General features: G+C 64.1%; 20 protein-coding genes and 1 pseudogene. 7 read left to right on the forward strand and 14 right to left on the reverse strand.

Going from position 1 to position 20,972, the window contains the following annotated elements:
* Positions 1-27 precede the first annotated feature (27 nt).
* On the forward strand, positions 28-1,122 hold the full coding sequence (locus HA399_RS11200; RefSeq protein WP_404325022.1) for an NAD(P)-dependent alcohol dehydrogenase: 1,095 nt from the start codon (positions 28-30) through the stop codon (positions 1,120-1,122).
* 109 nt (positions 1,123-1,231) lie between these two features.
* On the opposite strand, the gene HA399_RS11205 is transcribed toward HA399_RS11200, so the two are convergent.
* The 6 genes from HA399_RS11205 to HA399_RS11230 all read right to left on the reverse strand — a co-directional run bounded on the left by HA399_RS11205 (position 1,232) and on the right by HA399_RS11230 (position 5,536).
* Positions 1,232-1,600: a Lin0512 family protein gene (locus tag HA399_RS11205; protein ID WP_153636176.1), complete on the reverse strand. Its 369-nt coding sequence runs from the start codon at positions 1,598-1,600 to the stop codon at positions 1,232-1,234.
* Complete coding sequence (locus tag HA399_RS11210; RefSeq protein ID WP_404325023.1) at positions 1,597-2,010, reverse strand: Lin0512 family protein; 414 nt, start codon at positions 2,008-2,010, stop codon at positions 1,597-1,599. The genes HA399_RS11205 and HA399_RS11210 overlap by 4 nt, the downstream gene beginning before the upstream one ends.
* A 51-nt stretch (positions 2,011-2,061) precedes the next feature.
* Positions 2,062-2,232: a hypothetical protein gene (locus HA399_RS11215; RefSeq protein ID WP_404325024.1), complete on the reverse strand. Its 171-nt coding sequence runs from the start codon at positions 2,230-2,232 to the stop codon at positions 2,062-2,064.
* A 177-nt stretch (positions 2,233-2,409) separates the two neighbouring features.
* The gene (locus HA399_RS11220) at positions 2,410-3,609 is read right to left on the reverse strand and encodes an ABC transporter substrate-binding protein (protein ID WP_404325025.1); all 1,200 of its coding nucleotides are present in this window, start codon (positions 3,607-3,609) and stop codon (positions 2,410-2,412) included.
* Positions 3,606-4,457, reverse strand: a complete 852-nt coding sequence (locus HA399_RS11225) for an ABC transporter ATP-binding protein (protein ID WP_404325026.1) — start codon at positions 4,455-4,457, stop codon at positions 3,606-3,608. The genes HA399_RS11220 and HA399_RS11225 overlap by 4 nt, the downstream gene beginning before the upstream one ends.
* The gene (locus HA399_RS11230) at positions 4,454-5,536 is read right to left on the reverse strand and encodes a FecCD family ABC transporter permease (RefSeq protein WP_404325027.1); all 1,083 of its coding nucleotides are present in this window, start codon (positions 5,534-5,536) and stop codon (positions 4,454-4,456) included. The genes HA399_RS11225 and HA399_RS11230 overlap by 4 nt, the downstream gene beginning before the upstream one ends.
* A gap of 434 nt (positions 5,537-5,970) precedes the next feature.
* Here HA399_RS11230 and yghX point away from each other — a divergent pair, with 434 nt between their 5' ends.
* Positions 5,971-6,858 (forward strand): YghX family hydrolase, encoded by an 888-nt coding sequence (gene yghX, locus HA399_RS11235; RefSeq protein ID WP_131432393.1) that lies wholly within the window; start codon positions 5,971-5,973, stop codon positions 6,856-6,858.
* Positions 6,859-7,050: 192 nt separating this feature from the next.
* Here the strand turns inward: yghX and HA399_RS11240 are convergent, their stop codons facing one another.
* Positions 7,051-8,136, reverse strand: coding sequence for an endonuclease/exonuclease/phosphatase family protein (locus tag HA399_RS11240; protein WP_404325028.1), 1,086 nt, complete (start codon positions 8,134-8,136; stop codon positions 7,051-7,053).
* Positions 8,137-8,515: 379 nt separating this feature from the next.
* Between HA399_RS11240 and thiM the strand changes: the two genes are divergently transcribed.
* The gene (gene thiM / locus HA399_RS11245) at positions 8,516-9,367 is read left to right on the forward strand and encodes a hydroxyethylthiazole kinase (RefSeq protein ID WP_404325029.1); all 852 of its coding nucleotides are present in this window, start codon (positions 8,516-8,518) and stop codon (positions 9,365-9,367) included.
* Entirely contained in the window at positions 9,357-9,980 is a 624-nt protein-coding gene (gene thiE, locus HA399_RS11250; protein WP_404325030.1) for a thiamine phosphate synthase, read from the forward strand. The genes thiM and thiE overlap by 11 nt, the downstream gene beginning before the upstream one ends.
* A 110-nt stretch (positions 9,981-10,090) precedes the next feature.
* Here the strand turns inward: thiE and HA399_RS11255 are convergent.
* From HA399_RS11255 to HA399_RS11270, 4 genes and pseudogenes are all read right to left on the reverse strand, one after another.
* A pseudogene (locus tag HA399_RS11255) lies at positions 10,091-10,345 on the reverse strand (ethanolamine permease); the annotation flags it as partial.
* Positions 10,346-10,448: 103 nt separating this feature from the next.
* Complete coding sequence (eutC, locus tag HA399_RS11260; protein ID WP_404325031.1) at positions 10,449-11,309, reverse strand: ethanolamine ammonia-lyase subunit EutC; 861 nt, start codon at positions 11,307-11,309, stop codon at positions 10,449-10,451.
* Positions 11,306-12,712 carry an ethanolamine ammonia-lyase subunit EutB gene (locus tag HA399_RS11265; RefSeq protein WP_404325032.1) on the reverse strand — a complete coding sequence of 469 codons (1,407 nt, stop codon included), beginning with the start codon at positions 12,710-12,712 and terminating at the stop codon, positions 11,306-11,308. The genes eutC and HA399_RS11265 overlap by 4 nt, the downstream gene beginning before the upstream one ends.
* Before the next feature lie 178 nt (positions 12,713-12,890).
* Complete coding sequence (locus HA399_RS11270) at positions 12,891-13,823, reverse strand: MurR/RpiR family transcriptional regulator (protein WP_107336380.1); 933 nt, start codon at positions 13,821-13,823, stop codon at positions 12,891-12,893.
* A gap of 166 nt (positions 13,824-13,989) precedes the next feature.
* Between HA399_RS11270 and HA399_RS11275 the strand changes: the two genes are divergently transcribed.
* The 3 genes from HA399_RS11275 to HA399_RS11285 all read left to right on the forward strand — a co-directional run bounded on the left by HA399_RS11275 (position 13,990) and on the right by HA399_RS11285 (position 17,470).
* Positions 13,990-15,318 carry an aspartate aminotransferase family protein gene (locus HA399_RS11275; protein WP_404325033.1) on the forward strand — a complete coding sequence of 443 codons (1,329 nt, stop codon included), beginning with the start codon at positions 13,990-13,992 and terminating at the stop codon, positions 15,316-15,318.
* 65 nt (positions 15,319-15,383) lie between these two features.
* Positions 15,384-15,956 carry a carboxymuconolactone decarboxylase family protein gene (locus tag HA399_RS11280; RefSeq protein WP_404325034.1) on the forward strand — a complete coding sequence of 191 codons (573 nt, stop codon included), beginning with the start codon at positions 15,384-15,386 and terminating at the stop codon, positions 15,954-15,956.
* 257 nt (positions 15,957-16,213) lie between these two features.
* The gene (locus tag HA399_RS11285) at positions 16,214-17,470 is read left to right on the forward strand and encodes an NAD(P)/FAD-dependent oxidoreductase (RefSeq protein WP_404325035.1); all 1,257 of its coding nucleotides are present in this window, start codon (positions 16,214-16,216) and stop codon (positions 17,468-17,470) included.
* Positions 17,471-17,484: 14 nt separating this feature from the next.
* Here the strand turns inward: HA399_RS11285 and HA399_RS11290 are convergent, their stop codons facing one another.
* The 3 genes from HA399_RS11290 to HA399_RS11300 all read right to left on the reverse strand — a co-directional run bounded on the left by HA399_RS11290 (position 17,485) and on the right by HA399_RS11300 (position 20,941).
* Positions 17,485-18,591, reverse strand: a complete 1,107-nt coding sequence (locus tag HA399_RS11290; RefSeq protein WP_404325036.1) for a glycosyltransferase family 4 protein — start codon at positions 18,589-18,591, stop codon at positions 17,485-17,487.
* Between the two features lie 686 nt (positions 18,592-19,277).
* Entirely contained in the window at positions 19,278-19,757 is a 480-nt protein-coding gene (locus HA399_RS11295) for a hypothetical protein (RefSeq protein WP_347420849.1), read from the reverse strand.
* Between the two features lie 17 nt (positions 19,758-19,774).
* Positions 19,775-20,941: a glycosyltransferase family 4 protein gene (locus HA399_RS11300; RefSeq protein ID WP_404325037.1), complete on the reverse strand. Its 1,167-nt coding sequence runs from the start codon at positions 20,939-20,941 to the stop codon at positions 19,775-19,777.
* Positions 20,942-20,972: the final 31 nt, after the last annotated feature.

Below are 20,972 nucleotides of genomic sequence, written 5' to 3' on the forward strand. Positions count from 1 at the left end.
CACTCGATCATCAACGGGATCAACACCATGAAAATTCGCGCCGCCGTCACCGCCACCCAAGGCCAGCCCTTCGACCTCAAGGACGTCGAACTGGCGTCCCCCAAGGGTGACGAGATTCTGGTACGTGTCGTGGCCACCGGGGTCTGCCATACCGATGCCGCCGCACGCGACCTGGGCATCGCCCCCTATCCGATCGTGCTCGGCCATGAAGGTGCCGGTGTGGTCGAGCAGATCGGTGACAATGTCCGCGACATGGAAGTGGGCGACCATGTGGTGCTGTCCTTCGCGCACTGTGGCCATTGCAGCCACTGCCTGACCGGACACCCGACCGTCTGCGAGCGTGGCGGTGAGCTCAACTTCGGCGGTGTGATGGATGATGGCGGCAAGCGCCTGAGCTGTGACGGCCATGACGTCGCCACCTTCTTCGGCCAGTCGTCCTTCGCCACTCACGCCGTGGTCAGCGAGCGCAATGCCGTCAAGGTCGACAGCGATGTCGATCTCGCCCTGCTGGGTCCGCTGGGTTGCGGCATCCAGACTGGCGCCGGCACCATCCTCAATCGCCTCAAGCCGGGCTTCGGTGACAGCCTCGTCGTGTTCGGCTGTGGCGCCGTGGGCCTGAGTGCCGTGATGGCGGCCAAAATCGCCGGCTGCAAGAACATCATCGCGGTCGACCTGCACGAGAGCCGTCTGGAGCTGGCCCATGAGCTGGGCGCGACCCACAGCGTCAACGGCAAGACCGAGGACCTGGTCGGCGAGATCAAGCGCATCACCGATGGCGGCAGCGAATTCTCCCTCGAGACCACCGGCGTGCCGATGCTGGTGCGCAGCTCCCTGCAGGTGCTGCGTCCGCTGGGCACCTCTGCCATCGTCGGCCTGACCCACGATGTGACCCTGGACGTGCACCACGACCTGATGGCGGAAGGCAAATCGATGATCGGCGTGATCGAGGGCGACGCCGTGCCGCGCGTCTTCATCCCGCGTCTGGTCGGCTACTACAAGGAAGGCCGCTTCCCCTTCGACAAGCTGATCCAGATGTATGACTTCGAGGACATCGAACAGGCCTTCGCGGATTCGAAATCAGGCCTGACAGTCAAGCCGGTGCTGCGCATCAGCACGCTGTAATCAGCGCCTGCGCCATCGGGTCTGAACCGCAAAGCCCCCGTGCGTCACTGACGCACGGGGGCTTTCTTCGTTGGCCGACACGACCTCAATCAGCACGCTCGCGCATTGCCTACGACTGACACAGCTGCCAGGCGTCGTGGTCGATATCGAGCATGGCGGCGATGGCGGCCGAGGCGATGACATGCGTCTGGCCACTGACCTCGTCATGCACATTGAGACCGCCCTGCACCACTGTCACCTCGGCGCGCCCACGGGGAAGCTCGCGCGCCACCGCGTCAGCATCCACGGCGTCCGGCTCCTGGACCGCGATGGTGACCTCGACGCGCATCTGGTGGTGATCGATGCCGAGTGACTGGAACATCACGATGGAGGAGTGATGCAAGGCGTCATGCACCGCACGGCAGGCAGCCTTGGTGTAGTCCATGCCGTAGAGGTCATTGCCGGTGCCCATCTCGAGAATGATGCGCTGCTCGCTCATGACTGACCTCCTGCCGACTGCCCGGCCGTGGAAGAAGTGGACGCCGCACCGGCGGCCGCCGCGCCGGAGGCCGCCATGTCGAATGACACGATGATGGCGACATTGGCGATCACGCTGACCCCGCTGCCATCCGGCTTGGCGACGTCCAGCCCGCCCTTGACCACGCGCACACTGGGCTGACCGTAGGGAAAGATGCCCAGCAGGGCATCACTGTCGACCTTGTCGGGCTGCTGCACCCCGATCTCGACCTCGATCAGCATCGCCTCCTTGGGGAAGCCGAAGGCGTCCGCCACGTTGAGCGAGTTGTGCCACAGGGCATCGCGGATGCCACGTGCCGCCGCCTCGGTGTAGTTCTGGCTGCGAATGGAGGTGCCCATGCCGAACTGGGTCACCATGCGTGTCTTGGCCACATTACCCCCTGATTTCCTGTCACGGAAAAGACGTACCATTCGCGCCGCCGATCAGCGCGGATGCTTGAAAAGCCCGATCACCCAACCTATCCCGCCCAGCAGCAGGGCGCCCTGCCAATCTCCCTGAAACAGCTCGATCAGCGCCAGGATGATCGCCACCAGCTGCGCACTGCGCACCGGACTGACCGTCGCTGTGGGCTTGCGGTCATCCTGCTCTGACATACGGTCTCCCGTCGCTGGCCCGATGTCTTCATCAGGCGATGACACCCTCGGGCGATGACAACGCCGAGCGATAACATCATAGGACGATGACAACGTCGCCCCATCGTTTCAGGAAAGCCTCAAGTAGAAAATACGACTTCCGTCCCCGAGCACCAGCAGGCACCAGCCCCGATCAGCTCATTGGGTCGTGGCAGGCGCCTCAAGCGCCAGCTGCCCCCAGAAGTGGCCGCTGCTGCGCGACAGCGTCGGGTCATGCATCAGGTAGGCAAAGGTCGCCATGGGGTCGAGGTCGGCAAAGGTCTTGGGGTGCAACCAGCGCGCGATGGCCTCCAGCGCGACGATGGCATAGGGCCCCTGGTGGAAGCCATGCCACAGCGCCATCACCCGGCCTTGCTTGACGGCATCGAGTGACTGCCAGCCAGGCAGTGTCTGCACCATGCGCTCCAAGTCGTGCTGGATATCCTCACCCGAGATGCCGATGCCGGCGCGCAGGCCATCGCCCTTGGCCCACTGGCCACCGGTATTGAGAATCGCCTCGGGCGGGTGTGCCAGCACCCACTCCTTGCTGAGGGTGGCACCGCTGACCGGCGCCAGTTCAGCGGCCAGATTGCGCCCGCCGGCCCGCGTGACCAGGTCTGCCACGCCGTTGTGCAGATTGGTACGACAGCAATCCACCTTCACGCCCGGTGCGATGTTGATCAGCACACGCGGCCGTTCGGCAATCGTCGCCAGACGTTCGTCAATCAGCGCCAGATGCGCCGCGATGGTGTCATCCACCTCGCGGGCACGCGCCTCGACGCCGAGCACCTCGCCCAGCAGGCGCACGCTGACCGGAGCATCCTGCAGCGGATGGTGATTGAACTCGACATACAGGTAGGGAGTGCCGACCTCGTCCAGCAGCGCCGCCAGCGGCGAGCCTTCGATACGTGAGCGCTGGGAGAGATCGAACAGCACCAGGTCCGGCGTCAGCGCCAGCAGGGCCTCGCCCTCGAGGCTCGGCGTCGAGGCGCGACTCAGCGCTGGCAGCGTGGCAAGTTGCGGCCAACGCGCTTCAAGACGCTCGGTCATCGCCGGGTCAAACACCGCCAAGGGGTAGGCCCAGCCGACGATACGCTCAAGCGGCGCATCCAGCAGCGTCAACAGCGCATACAGCTGGCGCGGCTGGGCCAGGAAGATGCGCTGCGGTGAGGCCGCAAGCGTCACCTCGCGCCCGGCGAGATCCGTGACCTGACGCGGAAAGCTGGCCTGGGTCTGCCCCTTGGCGTCCGGCTCGGCGGCATGGGCAAGGTTGCCCGGCGCGCTCGAGAAGGCGCCTGCGAAGACAGTGGCGAGTGCCAGCAGGCAGGCGCCTGCCAGTCTTGTGCGCCTCGCCATCATCGTCTGACTCCGGCATCGCGCGTGATATGGCCAATGTCGGCGTGGGCCGAGTCGGCGACGCGGTCGGTGAGTACCACCGGATGGCCCAGCGAACAGCTCTCGATCCGCGCCTCGATGCCGTAGGCCTCGCGCAGATGCTCAGCGGTGATCACCTCCCGCGGGGCCCCGGTGGCCAACAGGCCGGAGGGCGCGAACAGGATGATCTGATCACAGAAACGCAGCGCCAGATTGATGTCATGCAGCGCGATCAGGCAGATGGCCTGCTGCTCCTGCACCACACCGCGCACGCCTTCGATCAAGGCCAGCTGCCAGCGCAGGTCCAGCGCACTGGTCGGCTCATCCAGCAGCAGCAGTTGTGGCTGGCGCACCAGCGCCTGGGCGAGACCGACCATCTGACGCTGGCCACCGGAGAGCGTGTCCATGCGCCGGAAGGCCAGCGAATGCAGCGACAGGCGCGCGAAGACCTGCTCGACCAGCGAGTCGGTTGCCTCGCGGCTCAGTTCGGCACGCGCCGCACGACAGGCGCTGGCCACGGCTTCATAGGCGACCAGACTGGTCGGCTGCGGCAGCGTCTGCGGCAGGTAGCCGACATGACGCATGCGATTCGCCCCGTGCAGCGACGACAGCGCAAGCTCGCCGAGGTGGATGTCGCCCTTGGCCGGGCGCATGCCGGCAATCGCCTTGAGGAAGGTCGACTTGCCGACCGCATTCGGCCCGAGCACCCCGACCAGTGAGCCCGCCGGCAGCGGCGGCAGGTCGAGCTGATCGAAGATCATGCGCCGCTGATAGCCGGTGGTCAGCTGCGAGATCTTCAAGGATGCTTGCGAATCAAAGACGTGATGGCTCATCCCTGCCCCCTGCGCTGTCCGAGCAGCAAGGCAAGAAAACAGGGGATACCGATCAACGAGGTCACGATCCCCACCGGCAGCACCAGTCCGGGCACCAGCGACTCACTGGCCGTCGCGGCCAGGGACAGCACCAGCGCCCCCGCCAGCGCACTGCCGGGCAGATAGAAGCGATGGTCTTCCCCCAGCGCCAGACGCGCCATGTGCGGCCCGACCAGACCGATGAAGCCGATGGTGCCGACAAAGGCCACCGCCACTGCCGCCAGCAGGCTGACGCGCAACAGCGCCGTGCGGCGCAGACGGGTGACCGGCACGCCGAAGCTACGCGCATGGTCTTCCCCGGCACGCAGCGCTGTCAGCGCCCAGGCACGCCGCATGGCGAAGGGCAGGCAGACGACCAAGACGCTTGCGATGATCGCGACTCGCTCCCACGAGGCTTCCGACAGGCTGCCCATGGTCCAGAACACCAGCTGTTGCAGCGCATCGGGACTGGCCACGAACTGCACCAGCGCATTGACGGCGTTGAGCACGAAGACCAGCGCGATGCCGAACAGCACGATGACCTCGCGACTGGCGTCATACAGCGAGGCCACGGCATCGATGGCCAGAATCGACAGCGCCGCGAATACGAAGGCCATCAGCGCGATGGTGTAGCTGGGCGGCAGCCCCGGCAAGGCGACATCCAGGATGATGACCAGCGAGGCACCAAGCGTCGCCGCGGCGCCCACGCCCAGCGTGAAGGGGCTGGCCAGGGCGTTGTTGAGCACGGTCTGCATCTCGGCACCCGCAAGCCCCAGAGCGGCACCGACCAGCGCCGCCATCACCGCCGTCGGCAGGCGAATCTGCCAGACGATGGCTTCATTGATCGGCCCGTGCGAACCGGGATTGATGAGTTCGCCCAGCAGATCAGACAGCGCGAGATCGGCAGGGCCGGTCATGATGTCGCCAAGGATGGCCAACAGCAGTGCCAGGCCCAGTGCGGCGAGAATCACCACACGTTTCCAGGCGAAGCGCCGGTATTGCTGGGCGAGCGTAGGCGACGACTCAGGCGCTGAGGCCTGAGCGTGCGCGGGGGGAGACATCGGACTTTTTTCAATCACCAGCAAGGTCTGCCACTAGGAGGAGGAAGTGAACTTCCATGCATCAGGGCCCACCGAAGCCGCCAGGCAGCTCGGCTATCAGCATGAATCATGCGCAGATGATAATGATTGACGCCTTCAGTCACAATGCGCACGGCCGCGACTGGCGATATGCGCGACTCGGCTCACGTCCATTCAACCCAGCCTGGCGGCGCCGCCAGGCCTTCCTACACCAGTGCTTCCCACACCCGCCCTGCTCACGCCTGCCCTGCTCACGCCCGCTTCGGCAAATACCTGACTCAGCAAATGTCAGGCTCGAAAATGACTGGCCCGGAAAATGACAGACTCGGTGAACAGGGCGGCAAAAACTTGGTAGCGTCATGGCGGGTTGCTATGTTCAAGATTCGCTCGTCCCTTCTCTTGCCCAGGAGTCTGACATGGCCCGCCTCACTGCAAAGGATTTTGCTCCCGAGTTGCTGGAGCTGTACGACGGATATGTGCATGGCAACATCACTCGCCGCCAGTTTCTGGATCGCGCGGCGGCCTTTGCCGTTGCGGGCATGACGGCCACCTCGATTCTGGCAAGCCTGAGCCCCGACTACGCGCTGGCCTCCCAGGTCGAGTTCACGGACCCCGATATCGTCGCCGAATACATCACCTACCCGTCCCCCGAGGGTCATGGCGAGGTGCGCGCCTATCTGGTGAAGCCCGCCAAGGCCAGCGGCCCGCTGCCGGGCGTGGTGGTGGTGCATGAGAATCGTGGCCTCAACCCCTATATCGAGGACGTGGCGCGCCGCGTGGCCAAGGCCGGCTATATCGCGCTGGCCCCGGATGGGCTGAGCTCGGTGGGCGGCTATCCGGGCAATGACCCCAGGGGCAAGGAGCTACAAGCACAGGTAGACCCTGAAAAGCTGATGAACGACTTCTTCGCCGCCATCGATTACCTGATGAGCGAGGACCGCACCACCGGCAAGATCGGCATCACCGGCTTCTGCTACGGCGGGGGCGTCTCCAATGCCGCCGCCGTGGCCTATCCGGAGCTTGCCTGTGCCGTGCCCTTCTATGGCCGCCAGCCGCGCGCCGAGGAAGTCGCCGCCATCAAGGCCCCGCTGTTGCTGCACTATGCGGAGCACGATGAGCGCGTCAATGCCGGCTGGCCCGCCTATGAAGCCGCGCTGAAGGAACACGACAAGGTCTATGAGGCCTACATCTATCCAGACACCCACCACGGCTTCCACAACGACTCCACCCCGCGCTATGACGAACAGGCCGCCAAGCTCGCCTGGGACAGAACCCTTGCCTGGTTCGAGAAGTATCTGAGCTGACCTCAGACGGCACCAGGAAGACGGACTGCCCGCCTCAAGACGACGAAGCCAGCCATCACGCTATCCCCGTGATGGCTGGCTTCGTCATTTTCGAGTGAGACCGAGACTGATCTCTTCAGGCTCAGGCCTGATCAGTTCAGACCAGACCTATTCAGACTGACCTGTTCAGAACAGACCCGCTCTAAAAACAGCTCAGCTGCACAGCATGCCGCTGGCGACGATCTCGCTGAGCGTACCCTTGCCGATGCCGCTGATGCGGGTCAGTTGACCGCTGGAACTCCACGGACGCTGACGGATGATATCGGCGGCGCGTGCCGGCCCGATATTGGGCAGGCGATCCAGCTGATCGGCGTTGGCGGTATTGAGGTCGATACAGGTCTGACTCGCCGAACTGGAGGCGTTGGATGCACGACTGGCCACCTCTGTACCCGCCGCCTGCGGCTGGCCGCCGTCCAGCGGCAGCAATGCCAATGTCTCGCCGGTCACCGCCAGATAGATCGGGGCGTGATCGGAGACATCGGCACGCGCCGCCTCATGACTGATACCCAGATAGTCCGGGAAGCGGAACACATCGCCGCTGGCACTGGGCCATTCGCTCGGCACATACCAGATGTTGTCGTAGAGCGAGGCATAGCGGCCATCGGTCTTGGAGAGCGTCGTCGCGCCCTCGGTGATCAGAGGACGCAGGCCGAGGGTCCGCAGGTCTCCCCACGCAGGCTCATCCGGCGCCATGTTGAAGTCGCCCATGATGATCGCCGGGGTGCCGGGCGAGATTTCCTTCATCAGGTCGTAGATATCCGCCAGCGCACGGATTTCCGGCGCGCGATCCGCCTTGCTGTCGCCATAGACGATATGCACGTTGGCGGCGCTGAAGGCCCGCCCGCTGTCCTTCTCGACGAAGGTGGCCAGCAGCGGCTCGCGCGAGAACACATCCTCGGGATCGAGATAGACGGTCGCCCCGCCCTGATAGGCGATCGTCTTGTCGCGATACAGATAGGCGTAACGCTCGGTATAGGTGCTGCGCCCAACCGCATGGCTGACCAGGCTGTCCCACTCATCGCCGGTCAGCGCCTCAAGCTGCTGCTCGAGCTCGCTGACGACCTCCTCCTTCATCACCTCCTGCAGGCCGATCAGGTCCATATGGCTCGCCACCGCCGCGACCTGCTCGAGATGCTTGCCGTTGTTCCAGCCGGCATGCTTGAGATTCCAGCTGGCGATCACCGCATCCGCCTGACTGCTGGCCGCAGCGCCCAGCAGCACGGGCACTGTCAGCGCCATCACCACCCTTCTGGCGATGCGCTCAAGTCGTGAGCCGCCAGACGGCTGCCGTCCGCGCGGGGGCTTGCTGCTGTTGCCAGCGATATCCAGATGACTGCTGCTCGTATTGCTGACGCTACTGCGCTGACCTGTCCGTATCACTGCGTGACCCTTGACTGATGACTCGTACAAAAAAGACCGTAAGAGACTGTATCTTATGGACTTGTCGTCAAGGTTTATAGAACCACGATATTATTTATTATCCTTTGCGCGACTCTTGATAGATGACAGAGAGCTAGCGCGTCACGCCACCGTCAGCGCCGGACCTTGCCACTTGACCTTTCAGCGCCAGCTTTTACTCTCGAGCGCTGATGCTTCCTTTCTCCAGTCACGAGATCCCATGACCCCATCGTCATCCCTTTCTCCCGGCAGCCTGCTGAATCAGCTGCGCCAGACCACGCCGCTGGTGCACAACATCACCAATCACGTCGCGATGACGCCGACCGCCAATACCCTGCTGGCCATCGGTGCCTCGCCGCTGATGGCGCATGCGCAGCAGGAAATTCAGGAGATCTCCGCCATCAGTGCGGCGCTGTCGATCAATATCGGCACCCTGTCACCCAGCTGGATCGAGGCCATGCAGCTGGCCGCGATGTGCGCCCACCGCGATGGCAAACCCTGGGTGCTGGACCCCGTCGGCATCGGCGCCTCCAGTCTGCGCCAGTATGCGTGCCGCGCGCTCTTGGAATATCGCCCCAGCGTGATTCGCGCCAATGCCTCCGAAGTGCTGGCGCTTGCCGGTGAGATGAATCAGGGTCGCGGCGTGGACAGCGGCGATGACGGTGAGGATGCGCTGGAACGCGCCAGTCGGGCCGCCGTCGCCCTGGCACGCGCGCAGAACTGCGTGGTGGCGATGACCGGCCGTGTCGATGTCGTCACCGATGGCCAGCGGCAAATCACGGTTCAGGGTGGTCATGCGCTGATGGGCCGCGTCACCGCCATGGGCTGCGCACTGAGCAGCGTGGTCGCCGCCTTCCTCGCCGCCTCCCTCGCCGCCTCCCACGCCGGGCATGACGACACCCTGCACGCCACCGCCGCCGCGCTGGCCTGCTACGCCGAGGCCGGTGAGACGGCGGGCCAGTCGGCGCAAGGTCCGGGCAGCTTCGTGTCACGCTTCATGGATGCCCTGTATACTCTCGACGCCGATTCCCCCCCGCTAGCCTCTCGTCTGGAGCTGACCGATGTCACTTGATCTATCCCTTTACCTGGTCACCGACCCCGCGCTGTGCGCACAGCGCGGCCTGGAAGCCACCGTGATGGCCGCCGTGCGCGGTGGCGTCAGTGTCGTGCAACTGCGAGACAAGCATGCCAGCGACGAAGAGATGATCGCCCAGGCCATCCGCCTCAAGTCGCTGCTGGACGAGTACGAGGTACCGCTGATCATCAATGACCGCATCGAGGTCGCGCTGGCCAGTGGCGCCGATGGCCTGCACATCGGTCAGAGCGATGGCGACCCCGTCGAGGCGCGCCGCCGTCTCGGCGAGGACGCCTTGATCGGCCTGTCGGTCCAGACGCTTGAGCAGCTCAAGGCCGTCGATGTCGAGCGCATCGACTACCTCGGCCTCGGCCCGGTGCATGCCACCCCGACCAAGCCGGATCATGCCGCGCCGCTGGGCATCGAGGGACTCACGCAGCTCGTACGCTCAAGCCCGCTGCCGACGGTCGCCATCGGCGGCATCTCGCTGGCCAATGCCGGCGAAGTCATGACCAGCGGCACCGACGGCCTCGCCGTCGTCTCGGCGCTGTGCAGTGCCGAAGACCCCGCCGCGGCTGCCCAGCAATTCCTGGCGCAGTATCCTTTCTGATCAGAGCTGAACTGAGCTGAGCGGATCCAAGCCCGCCAGTCACGACAACGCCCGCCATGGTCAGCCATGGCGGGCGTTGTCGTCTTTGCTACCTGAACTGATTGAGCGGATCAGCTGGCCGCCAGGTCACTCTCGGCATTCGCCACCAGCGCGAACTCCTCCTCGGCGGTCTTCGCCACCAGCCGATGACGGCTGAAGATGGCGTAGTAGGCGATGCCCACCACGAACAGCACCAGGGTGTAATTGAAGGCACGCGGATCGAAGGCATAGACCCCGGTCAGCGCGATCAGCGATAGCACCAGCGCGATGGCGGACGTCACGATGCCGCCCGGCGTGCGATAGGGACGCGCCAGATAGTCCTGCTCATTCGTGCCGTGTTTCGTGTCGCGAGTCATGGTGCCGCCTTGTATGCCTCAGGCATTTGTCATTGTTGGATCGGGAGTTTCCCGCTGCTGCGCTGCCGTCCCATCAGGACAGCAGGAAGTTCTGGATACCGGTGCCGCCTTCCAGCGCCGTCTCGTCGCTTCTGTCCTTGAGGCCCACGCCGGTGAGGCCGAGCTTGCGTGCCTCACGCAGCAGGTAATGCAGACGCTGGGCGGCCATCGCGAAGTCGAGCCCTGCCGGGCGCACGTTGGAGATGCAGTTGCGGCTGGCATCGCTCAGGCCGACGCGCGGCTGCCAGGTCAGATAGAGCCCGAGGCTGTCCGGAGAGCTGAGGCCGGGACGCTCGCCGACCATCACCAGCACTGCACGAGCCTTGAGCAATTCACCGACTTCATCGCCGATCGCGACCCGCCCCTGCTCCACCACGCTGATCGGTGTGAGCGTCCAGGCATCCGGACCATCCTCGGCAAGCGATTCCAGCAATGCGGCGATGAAGGGCGCGGCATTGTTCTGCACCGCCAGAGACGAGAGCCCATCGACGACCACGATGGCCAGATCGGCAGGCTGGGCGTCGAGGGCGGACAGCTGCTGACGCGAATCCTCATCGAGACGCCGGCCGTAATCGGGGCGTTGCAGGTAGGTGGTGCGATCCACTGCGCGACTGTGCAGTCGCTGGATCTGCGGAGCATTCTCGAGCGCTGTGAGCTGATTGAGGTCCTCGATCAGTCGAGGAATCTCCAGCGGCAGGTGGACGGCGTCCTGGGCGCGGGCGTGCGCCAGCTGGAATTCCAGCGAACGATTGGTCGGCAGACTGATGCCGGCACGGCCAAGGCCGATGCGCGCATCCGTGAACTGGCCAAGCCGCTGCCAGGGATTGGGCGTGACGATGGCATCGGGTTCGAGGCTGCGCGAGGTCGCATCAGCAGAGGGCTGGTCATGGCTCATGCGTCTCCTCCTGTCACCTGACGCAGTGAATTGGCGAAGCGGTCGGGCATTTCGCTCGGCAGTGTCTGGGTGGCGACATCGGTGAAGATCTGCATCTCCTCGAGCCAGGCGGCGAATTCCGGCGCCGGGTCCAGGCCCAGCACCCGCCGTGCATAGAGAGCATCGTGGAAGGAGGTGGTCTGATAATTGAGCATGATGTCATCCGAGCCGGGGATGCCCATGATGAAGTTGCAGCCCGCCACCCCGAGCAGCGTCAGCAGGGTATCCATGTCGTTCTGATCGGCATCGGCATGATTGGTGTAGCAGATGTCGCAGCCCATCGGCAGGCCCAGAAGCTTGCCGCAGAAGTGGTCCTCGAGGCCGGCGCGGATGATCTCCTTGCCATTGAACAGATACTCGGGGCCGATGAAGCCGACCACGGTATTCACCAGCAACGGCGAGTACTTGCGTGCCACCGCATAGGCGCGCGCCTCGCAGGTCTGCTGGTCCAGGCCGTGATGGGCATCGGCGGACAGCGCACTGCCCTGGCCAGTCTCGAAATACATCACGTTGTCACCCACCGTGCCGCGCTTGAGCGACAGCGCAGCCTGCTGCGCCTCCGCCAGCACGGAAAGCTCGACACCGAAGCTCTCGTTGGTGGCCTGGGTGCCGCCGATGGACTGGAAGACAAGATCCACCGGGGCACCCTGCTCGATGCACTCGAGGGTATTGGTGACGTGCGTCAGTACGCAGGACTGGGTGGGGATCGCGTACTTCTGGATCACCTCATCCATCAGACGCATCAGCTTGATGCTCTGGGCCACGTTGTCGGTGGCCGGGTTGATGCCGATCACGGCGTCGCCGTTGCCGTAGAGCAGGCCATCTAGAATGCTCGCCGCGATCCCAGTGACGTCATCAGTGGGATGGTTGGGCTGCAGGCGGGTCGAGAGATGGCCGCTCTTGCCGATGGTATTGCGAAAGGCGGTGACCACCTCGCACTTCTTCGCGACCAGAATCAGGTCCTGATTGCGCATCAGCTTGCTGACCGCGGCGGCCATTTCGGGGGTGATACCGGCGCGTACCTGCGCCAGCACCGCGGGGGTCGCGAGGTCACTCAGCAGCCAGTTGCGGAAGTCGCCGACGGTGAGATGCGCGATCGGCAGGAACGCCACCGGATCATGCTCATCGATGATCAGGCGGGTGATGTCGTCCTGTTCGTAGGGAATCAGCACGTCTTCGAGGAAGGTCTTGAGGGGCAACTCCGCCAGACACAGCTGAGCGACGACTCGCTCCTCGGCGGTTTCCGCGATCACGCCAGCAAGACGATCTCCGGAGCGGGCGGGCGTCGCCTTGGCCATCAGCTCGGCCAGATTGGCAAAACGATGGACCTGACTGCCCAGGGTGTAACGGTACTCGCGGCTCATGGGAAATTCCTTGCCCTGACGGATGTCATTTCATATCAGTCGTTTTGCAGGAATCACGCCAATCTCCCTCCATGCCTCTTTGGTCCTGTATGTGCCCGCAAGCTGCATTGGGCAGACCTGCGCTCGCACCACCGTGGTGCATGACCGCGTTCACGCTCGGTGCAGTGAGTCGCGGGCATCAGCCGCGCGCGCCTCCCAACTCCGTGATGATCGCCTCGCGCTGCTTGAGCGAGGCCACACCCGCATCGCCCAGCTTGCTGGCCACCTCACTGAGCAGGCCTTCGGCGAGAAACATGAAGGCGCTCATGCTGTTGCTGTAGAAGAGGCTGTGATTGGGCACATGGAAGCTGTAACGCGCCAGCGGCTCCAGCGGAGAGCTGGCCGAATCGGTCAGCGCGATCACCTCGACCCCACGCTTCACCGCCACCTCGGCGCAGGCCACCACGCTTGGGGTATAGGGGAAGCAACTGGCCACCACCAGCACGTCACCGGCCGACAGCTGGGCCAGAGCATCGGCCACGCCCTGACGACTGGCATCCAACGGCGCCACGTCAGGGCGCAGCATGCCCAGCCCATAGGCCATGAACAGCGCCAGGGAATTGAACTGACGCATGCCGTGCAGGCGCACGCGCGGCGCCTCGGCCAGCAAGGTGGTCGCGGCCTCGAAGGCCGCGGCGTCCACCCTTTCCAGCATGCTGAGGATGTTGGCGCTCTCCTGTCGTCCCAGACGCGCAAGCTGGGCCATGGCGCTGCTATCGGCGTCTCGCGCCAGCAGCTGCGAGGCCTGCTGGCTGTAGAAATGCTCGCCATCCGTCACCGCTTGGCGAAAGACATCCTGAAACCTGCTGAAGCCCTCGTAGCCCAGCCGCTGGGCCAGACGCGAGAAGGTCGAGGCGTTCACGCCGGTCAGCTCCGCCAGCTGGCTGATGGAAGACACTGCCGTGCGTTGCGGGGACTCGATCAGCACCGCCAGCACGCGCCGGGAACTCGCGCCGAGACGAATCTCTACCTCACGACGATCGATCGCCGCCAGCAGCTGCTTCAATCCCTCCAGGGTCTCCGGCGGCGAGTCAGGGGATGCGGGCCCGGGGGCTCGGGAGGATGGGGGCATGGGATACCTCCTTGGCAAGGGACAGGAAAGTTGGCGGCAACGGTAGCATCTCTGGCCGGTCGAGTCCGAAGGCACAAGCGACCATATGCAATTATTTATTGCACAAACGATAAATGCACTACATATTTGCATTACGCCTTCGCACCCCTGCCGCCACGGAGCCCGCATGAGCCACGTACTGCATCGCAACCTCAATCAGAATTATCCCACCGCCGTGAAGGGCGATGGCCCCTACATCGTCGATCGAGAGGGTCGCCGTTATCTGGATGCCAGCGGTGGCGCAGCCGTGTCATGCCTGGGGCACAGCGACGAGGCGGTGGCGCAGGCCATCAAGGATCAGGTCAGCCAACTGGCCTACGCGCACACCTCGTTTTTCACCAGCGACCCGATGGAGCAGCTGGCCGACTTTCTCATCGAACGCGCTCCCGCTGGGCTCGACGCCGTCTACTTCGTCTCCGGCGGCTCGGAAGCGGTCGAGGCGGCACTCAAGCTGGCCCGTCAGTATTTCGTCGAGATCGGCCAGCCCCAGCGCAAGCATCTGATCGCGCGGCGCCAGAGCTATCACGGCAATACGCTGGGCGCGCTGGCCACCGGCGGCAACGCCTGGCGGCGTCAGCAATTCGAGCCGCTGCTGATCAACGTCAGCCACGTCAGCCCCTGCTACGCCTATCGGGACCAGCAGCCCGACGAGACGCCCGAGGCGATGGGCATTCGTCTCGCCGCGGAGCTTGAAGAGGAGATCCTGCGCCTGGGCGCCGACAACGTGATGGCCTTCGTGGCCGAGCCGGTGGTCGGTGCCACCCTGGGCGCCGTCACCGCGGTACCGGGCTACTTCAGACGCATCCGCGAGGTCTGTGATCGCTACGGCGTGCTGCTGATTCTCGACGAAGTGATGTGCGGCATGGGACGTACCGGCAGTCTGTTCGCCGCCGAGCAGGAAGGTGTCACGGCAGATCTGATCACCATCGCCAAGGGGCTGGGCGCCGGCTACCAGCCGATCGGCGCGACCCTGGTCAGCCAGCGCATTCGTGAGACCATCGCCAATGGCTCCGGCTTCTTCCAGCACGGCCATACCTACATCGGCCACGCCACTGCCTGTGCCGCGGCGCTGGCAGTCCAGCAGACCATCGAATCCCGCGACCTGCTCACACGCGTCAATGTCCTCGGCGAGGGGCTCAAGGCGCGCCTGAACGAGCGCTTCGCGCATCACCCCCATGTCGGCGACATCCGCGGTCGCGGCCTCTTCCAGGGGCTGGAGCTGGTGGCGGATCGCGATTCCAGAAAGCCCTTCGATGCCTCCCTCAAGCTGCACGCGCGGCTCAAGAAGGCCGCCATGGCCGAAGGCCTGATGTGCTATCCGATGGGCGGCACCCTCGATGGCCGCCAGGGCGATCACATCCTGCTGGCACCGCCGTTCATTCTGCAGGAGTCGCATCTGGACGAGATCACCACCAAGCTGGGGCGGGCCATCGATACCACCCTTGCCAGCCTGTGACGGCTCAGCTGCAGACGCATTACCTACCTAACGATCTTTGAATGGATTTGAATGGAGTGACTTTCATGGCGATCACATCGCGCCTGACCGAACTGGATGACGCCAGCATGAGCGCGGCTCAGCGCGAGGTGCTGGCCGAGATTCTCAGCGGCCCGCGCGGCAATCTGGACGGCCCCTTCCTGGCCTGGATCCACAGCCCCGAGCTTGCCAGTCATGCCCAGCGCCTCGGTGCCTTCTGCCGCTACGCCACCGGCCTTGAGCTGCGCCTCAGCGAGCTGGCGATTCTCACCACGGCGGTGTGGTGGAAATCCCAGGCTGAATGGCAGATTCACGCGCCGATTGCCGAGCAGGCCGGCCTCGCGCCCGAGGTCATCACGGCGCTGCGCGAGGAGCGTGAACCCGCGTTTGAACAAGACGATGAGCGGTTGGTCTATCGCATCACCCGCGCCCTCTACGCCGAACGGCGCGTCGATGATGCCCTGTACGGCGAGGCCGTCGCGATGTTCGGCGAAACCGTGGTCGTGGAGCTGGTCGGGGTGCTGGGCTATTACGCCCTGGTGGCGATGACGCTGAATGTCTTCGCCGTCCGGCGTGGTGATGACATCCCGCTGCCCTTCGAGGAGCCGAGCCGATCTTGAAACACGTGTCTTGAAGGGCCTGGATTGCGCCACTCTCGGAACGCTTGAGTACGACACGCCCGGTGACAGCGCGCTTGCCGAGCTGTCGCCCGCGAGGCATGCTCGAAAGGCCACCTGCTGCGCCCCGGTCACCCCCGGGGCGTGCGTCATTACGGCGCGAATACCTCGATGACGACGCTTCGATATCGACGCCAGGATGGCAACACCTCGATAACAACACCTCGATAACAACAAGATGACCACAAGGTGAGCGATCAATGAGTGATAGCGAACACACGGAAGTGGCGGTGATCGGCGCAGGCGCCGTGGGTGTCGCCTGCGCCCTGTGGCTGCGGCGCAGCGGCCACGAGGTGACGATGATCGAACGCGAAGGCATCGCCAGCGGCACCTCCTTCGGCAATGCCAGCACCCTGGCGGATTACGGCTGCCTGCCCATCGCCCGTCCGGAAATCTGGCGCAGCATGCCGTCGCTGCTACTGTCACCTGACTCGCCTTTCGTCATCGACTGGAAATGCCTGCCCAGGCTCTCGCCCTGGTTGATGCGCTTCATGGGCCAGTGCAACGCCACTCGCTTTCGCGCCAACAGCGAGATACTGGCCCAGCTGCTCAGCCATACCTACACGGACTACCAGCCGCTGCTGGACGATGCCCCCGCCGCCGCCGCGATGATTCAGCGTAAGGGCTGTCTGTATGCCTACGGCAAGGCCGAGAACCTGCAGGCCGCACAGGGCGATATCCGACTGCGCGACCAGCTCGGCATCCACCAGCAGGTGCTGACGGCGGACGAGCTGATCGCGCTGGAACCGGCCATGGAGCGCCACACCGCGGGCGGCGTGCTGTTCCCCTCCTCCTGTCACCTCGATGACCCGCAGATGTTCATCGACACCCTGGCCACCCCGCTGCGCCAAGAGGGTCGAATCGTCAGCGCCGAGGTCACCCGCCTGAGCCGACAGGCCTCCGGCATGCTGCTGGAGTACGCCGATGGCCGGCGACTCATGGCAGACAGAGTGGTGCTGGCAGCCGGGGCCTGGTCGGCACAGCTGGCCCGCCAGATCGGCGACAGGATTCCGCTGGATACCGAGCGTGGCTATCACATCGAATTCGATCTCGAGCACTCACCGCTCAACCGCCCGACCTGCCCGGTGGAAAGCGCCTTCTACATGACGCCACTGCACAGTGCCGAGGGTGCGCGTCTGCGCGTGGCCGGCACCGTGGAGCTGAGCTCGCTTGCGGGGCCGGCCAACCCGGCCCGTTTCGACTATCTGGAAAGCCGGGTGCGCAAGGTACTGGGCATTGACGCCCCGGTAGCCCGCCGCTGGCTGGGCTTTCGCCCCACCCTGCCCGATTCCGTGCCGGTGATCGGCCCGTCACCCAATGAGCCACGCGTGATCCATGCCTTTGGCCATCAGCATATCGGGGTGACACTGGCAGGCGTGACTGGCCGCCTGGTCAGCGAATGTTTAGCCAAAGGCTCACCAGAGTGGATCACGCCCTGCTCTGCGGCCCGATTTTGACACTCTGGGAGGATTCACGAGGCATCCGCGATGCGGGTTCGACCGGAGGTCAGGCGCTCCAGCAGCTGCTGCCACTCACCGCACAGGGTGTCCGCATCGAAGCGCGCGGCATTGTCGCGTGCCAGCAGGGACATCTCGCTGCGACGAGCTTCATCCGTGATCAGATCACGGATCTCGCGCGCCAGCGCCTCATCGTCCTCGACATCCACCAGCACGCCGCTGCCGCCGGCCAGGATTTCGGCAGGCCCGGTTTCACAGTCTGTCGAGACCACCGGCAAGCCGAAGGATTGCGCTTCCAGCAGGGTCATCGGCAGCCCCTCCCAGCGTGAGCTCATCACGTACAGCGCCGCGCGTTGATACTCCTTTTCCACCTGTGAGGTGCGGCCCACGAAGACGACGCTATCACTCAGGCCCAATGTCCAGGCCTGGGCCTTGAGGTCATTTTCATCCTCGCCCCAGCCGACGATGCGCAGTCGCCAGTCAGGATGGACCGACACGACCTTGTGCCAGGCGTTCAGCAGCACATCGAAGCCCTTCTGCTCCGTCAGGCGCCCGACGGCAAGCACGGTACGCGACGCTGTGCTCTCTTCGCTGGGCTTGGGAAAGTGCGGCACCGGATTCCAGATCGCGCCGACCTTGTCGCGGATGCGATAGCGCGCTCGCCAGGCCTCGGCATCCCGCTCGGTGAGCACCACGATGGCGTCGGCCAGGCGCACGGCGGTCGAGCGCCCCACCGAACGCAGGCGTGAACCATGATCGGTGGCGAGGTTGAAATGCTCCCAGCAGATGATCCGGGCGCGCTGGAACGGGGCCCACGGCGCACAGAAGGCAAACAGGATCGAATCCACCAGCACCACCACATCGGCCTGTTGATGGCGGACCTTGCTCAGCAGCGCCGAACTGATGCCCAGAGAACGTCGGGCCCCGCCTCTGGCTTCCTTCAGATTCAGGCAACAGGTCGTGATGCTGTCCTCCAGGGAAAACGAGCTGGTCGCTGGCCCGAACAGACTCGCGATCATCACCTCATGACCCGAGCGCGCCAGTCCGCTGGCGATTTCGCATGTGACACGTTCCGTGCCTCCGTCGCTGGAAAGATTACCGACGACAAACAGAATCTTCATTGGCTCATGCGCTCCACAGGGAAATGCTCGCCGCGAGGCACCCGGCAGCAGGCGAGATATCGCCTTGCTTTGATCGAAATGCTCAACTGCGGCGCAGAAAAAACCCGCCACCGACGAGGGTCGATGGCGGGAGATAGGGGGTATGACATGAAGCGGTGCGATCTAGTGCAGAACGCTAATGCAGAATGCTAGCGCAGCAACGGTCGCGCAAACTTGCTGAAAGCAAGACGAGCGGCGGTCACCACGTCTTGACCGCTTCATGAAGAACAATGCCTCAGGCATTTTTTGGAAAGACTGTACGTCAGAAAGACAGCACGTCAGCAAGACAGCGCGTCAGCAGGACAGCGCGTCAGCAAGACAGCGCGTCAGCAGGACATCGCGTCTGCAAGACAGAACGGCAAGAGGAGCGTGCGCGGTAAGCGGGCACGGGGAGCTAGTACGGAAAGCGGGTTCGGAAAACGAGAGTGGCAAGCGGCCTGAGCGCTGAACAAACACTGCCAGGCATCATGCGAGGTGCCAGCTCAACGCGTCTTGCCCCCCCGCCTTCTGAGAAGCACGCTTGTCCTGAATCATGGTGAGCGTACAACGCGCGCCGTGGCATGGGTGATGAAAAGATAAATCCAATGCCGGCGCGCCAGGCTCAGTTCAATAGCTCAATAGCTCAATGCTGGCACATGAAGACAGGATCAGCGGCCAGCCATCGGGTGCGACGACTCAGCGTCCTGCTGGCTCGTCCGGCTGGCAGTGATGGCCTCAGTCGAGACGCGATGGATGATGCCGCAGTCTTCACAGTGATAGAGCGGCGCCTTGCCGGCCAGTCGCTGCCACCAATGGCGTTTTACGCGATGTACGCTGGCGCCCCCGCATTGGGCGCAGAAACGATATCCACTCATGACGACATTCTGCTCTCTGTTGATGGTGTTCACGGGCATCCTTCCCTTTGATAACGATCGATCGCGTTCCAGCGAGACGGCCTGTTCAGCGACACGCGGTGTGTCATTGCCAGAAGAAGCACTGTCCCGACCGATTGAGCTCTCCAGGCAGGCGCCTGTCACTCTCACTCGCGGGGCCATTATGCGCGTTAAATCCAGCAGCAGTTCCTGATATTTGCCCAACTGTCGAGAACGATTTTCTTCATCTTCCTGACGAAAATCCAACGGTGTCAATGTGTTAGCGCCCCGCCTCAGGCGGTAGCGAGTACTGACTTACGCAACTCGATATCCAGTGTGTGCTGCAGACAGCCCAGATAGGCACGCACCACGATCTGCTGATCAAATTCACGTTCGATACGCACGCGTGCCGCCTGCCCCGCCTCCATCAATGCCGCATGCGGCATGTCCAGACAGCCCTGCATCTGCTGCTCAAGAGACGCGACATTGGCCGCTTCGCACAGCCAACCCGTGACGCCGGGATTGATTGAGCTGCGACAGCCCGGCACATCACTGACGATCGCCGGACGCCCCATCGAGGCCGCCTCCAGTACCGTGCGCGGCATGCCTTCCCGATACGACGGCAGCACCAGCACATTGGCCTCGGCCAGGAAGGGGCGTACATCCCGCTGTTCGCCCAGGTAGTGCAATATGCCGCGCTCGCGCCAGGCAGCGATTTCCTCATCGCTGATCGCGGTGCGATTGCTGATTCCCGACGGGCCGATCAACCAGAAGCGTGCCTGCGGATAACGCTCATGCAGACGCTCGGCCGCCGTCACGTATTCCCGCACCCCCTTGTCGCCGATCAGGCGTGCGACCATCACGAAGGTCAGCGGTGGCGTCTGCGGTTGCGGCGCAAAGGCGAAGCGTTGCGGGTCGATACCGGCGCCGGGCAGCACGACAGACGGCGTGGACTTCTGCAGCCCGAGGCGCATGAACAGGCGTTGGTCATCACGGTTCTCGAAGAACACGCAACGCGCGCCACGGTTGGCGAAGCCATACAGCGCCCGTACCCGACGAAACAGCCAGCTGTCGTGTATGAAGGCGGTGCCCAACCCCGAGACGTTGTTGGTATAGGGAATCTTGAGCAGCCGACAGGCCAGCCCCGAATAGACATTGGCCTTGATGGTGAAGTTGAGAACATAGTGTGGCTTGAGTTTCAGCAATGTCCCCAGCAGTGCCAGCAGACTCTTGCCCTCACCGATCAGCGAGGTGCCCTTGCCTTCCATGCCCAGCGCACGATGCTCGACCCTGAGCTCGTCCACCAGGTACGCGCTATGCGCATCGGTGGGCGCAAGGCACACCACGCGATAGCCCGAATCACGCAGCCCTTCGATGACGCCGCGATGGAAGTTGTAGAGAAAGAACGACGAGTTGGAGACCAGCACCACCGTGGAGGTCTGAGCGTCACGTGTTGGCATGGGGCATTCCTTGCGTGTCATGCGAAGAAGA

The sequence above is a fragment of the Cobetia sp. UIB-001 genome (genome assembly GCF_044789135.1).
GTDB classification, from domain to species: domain Bacteria; phylum Pseudomonadota; class Gammaproteobacteria; order Pseudomonadales; family Halomonadaceae; genus Cobetia; species Cobetia amphilecti.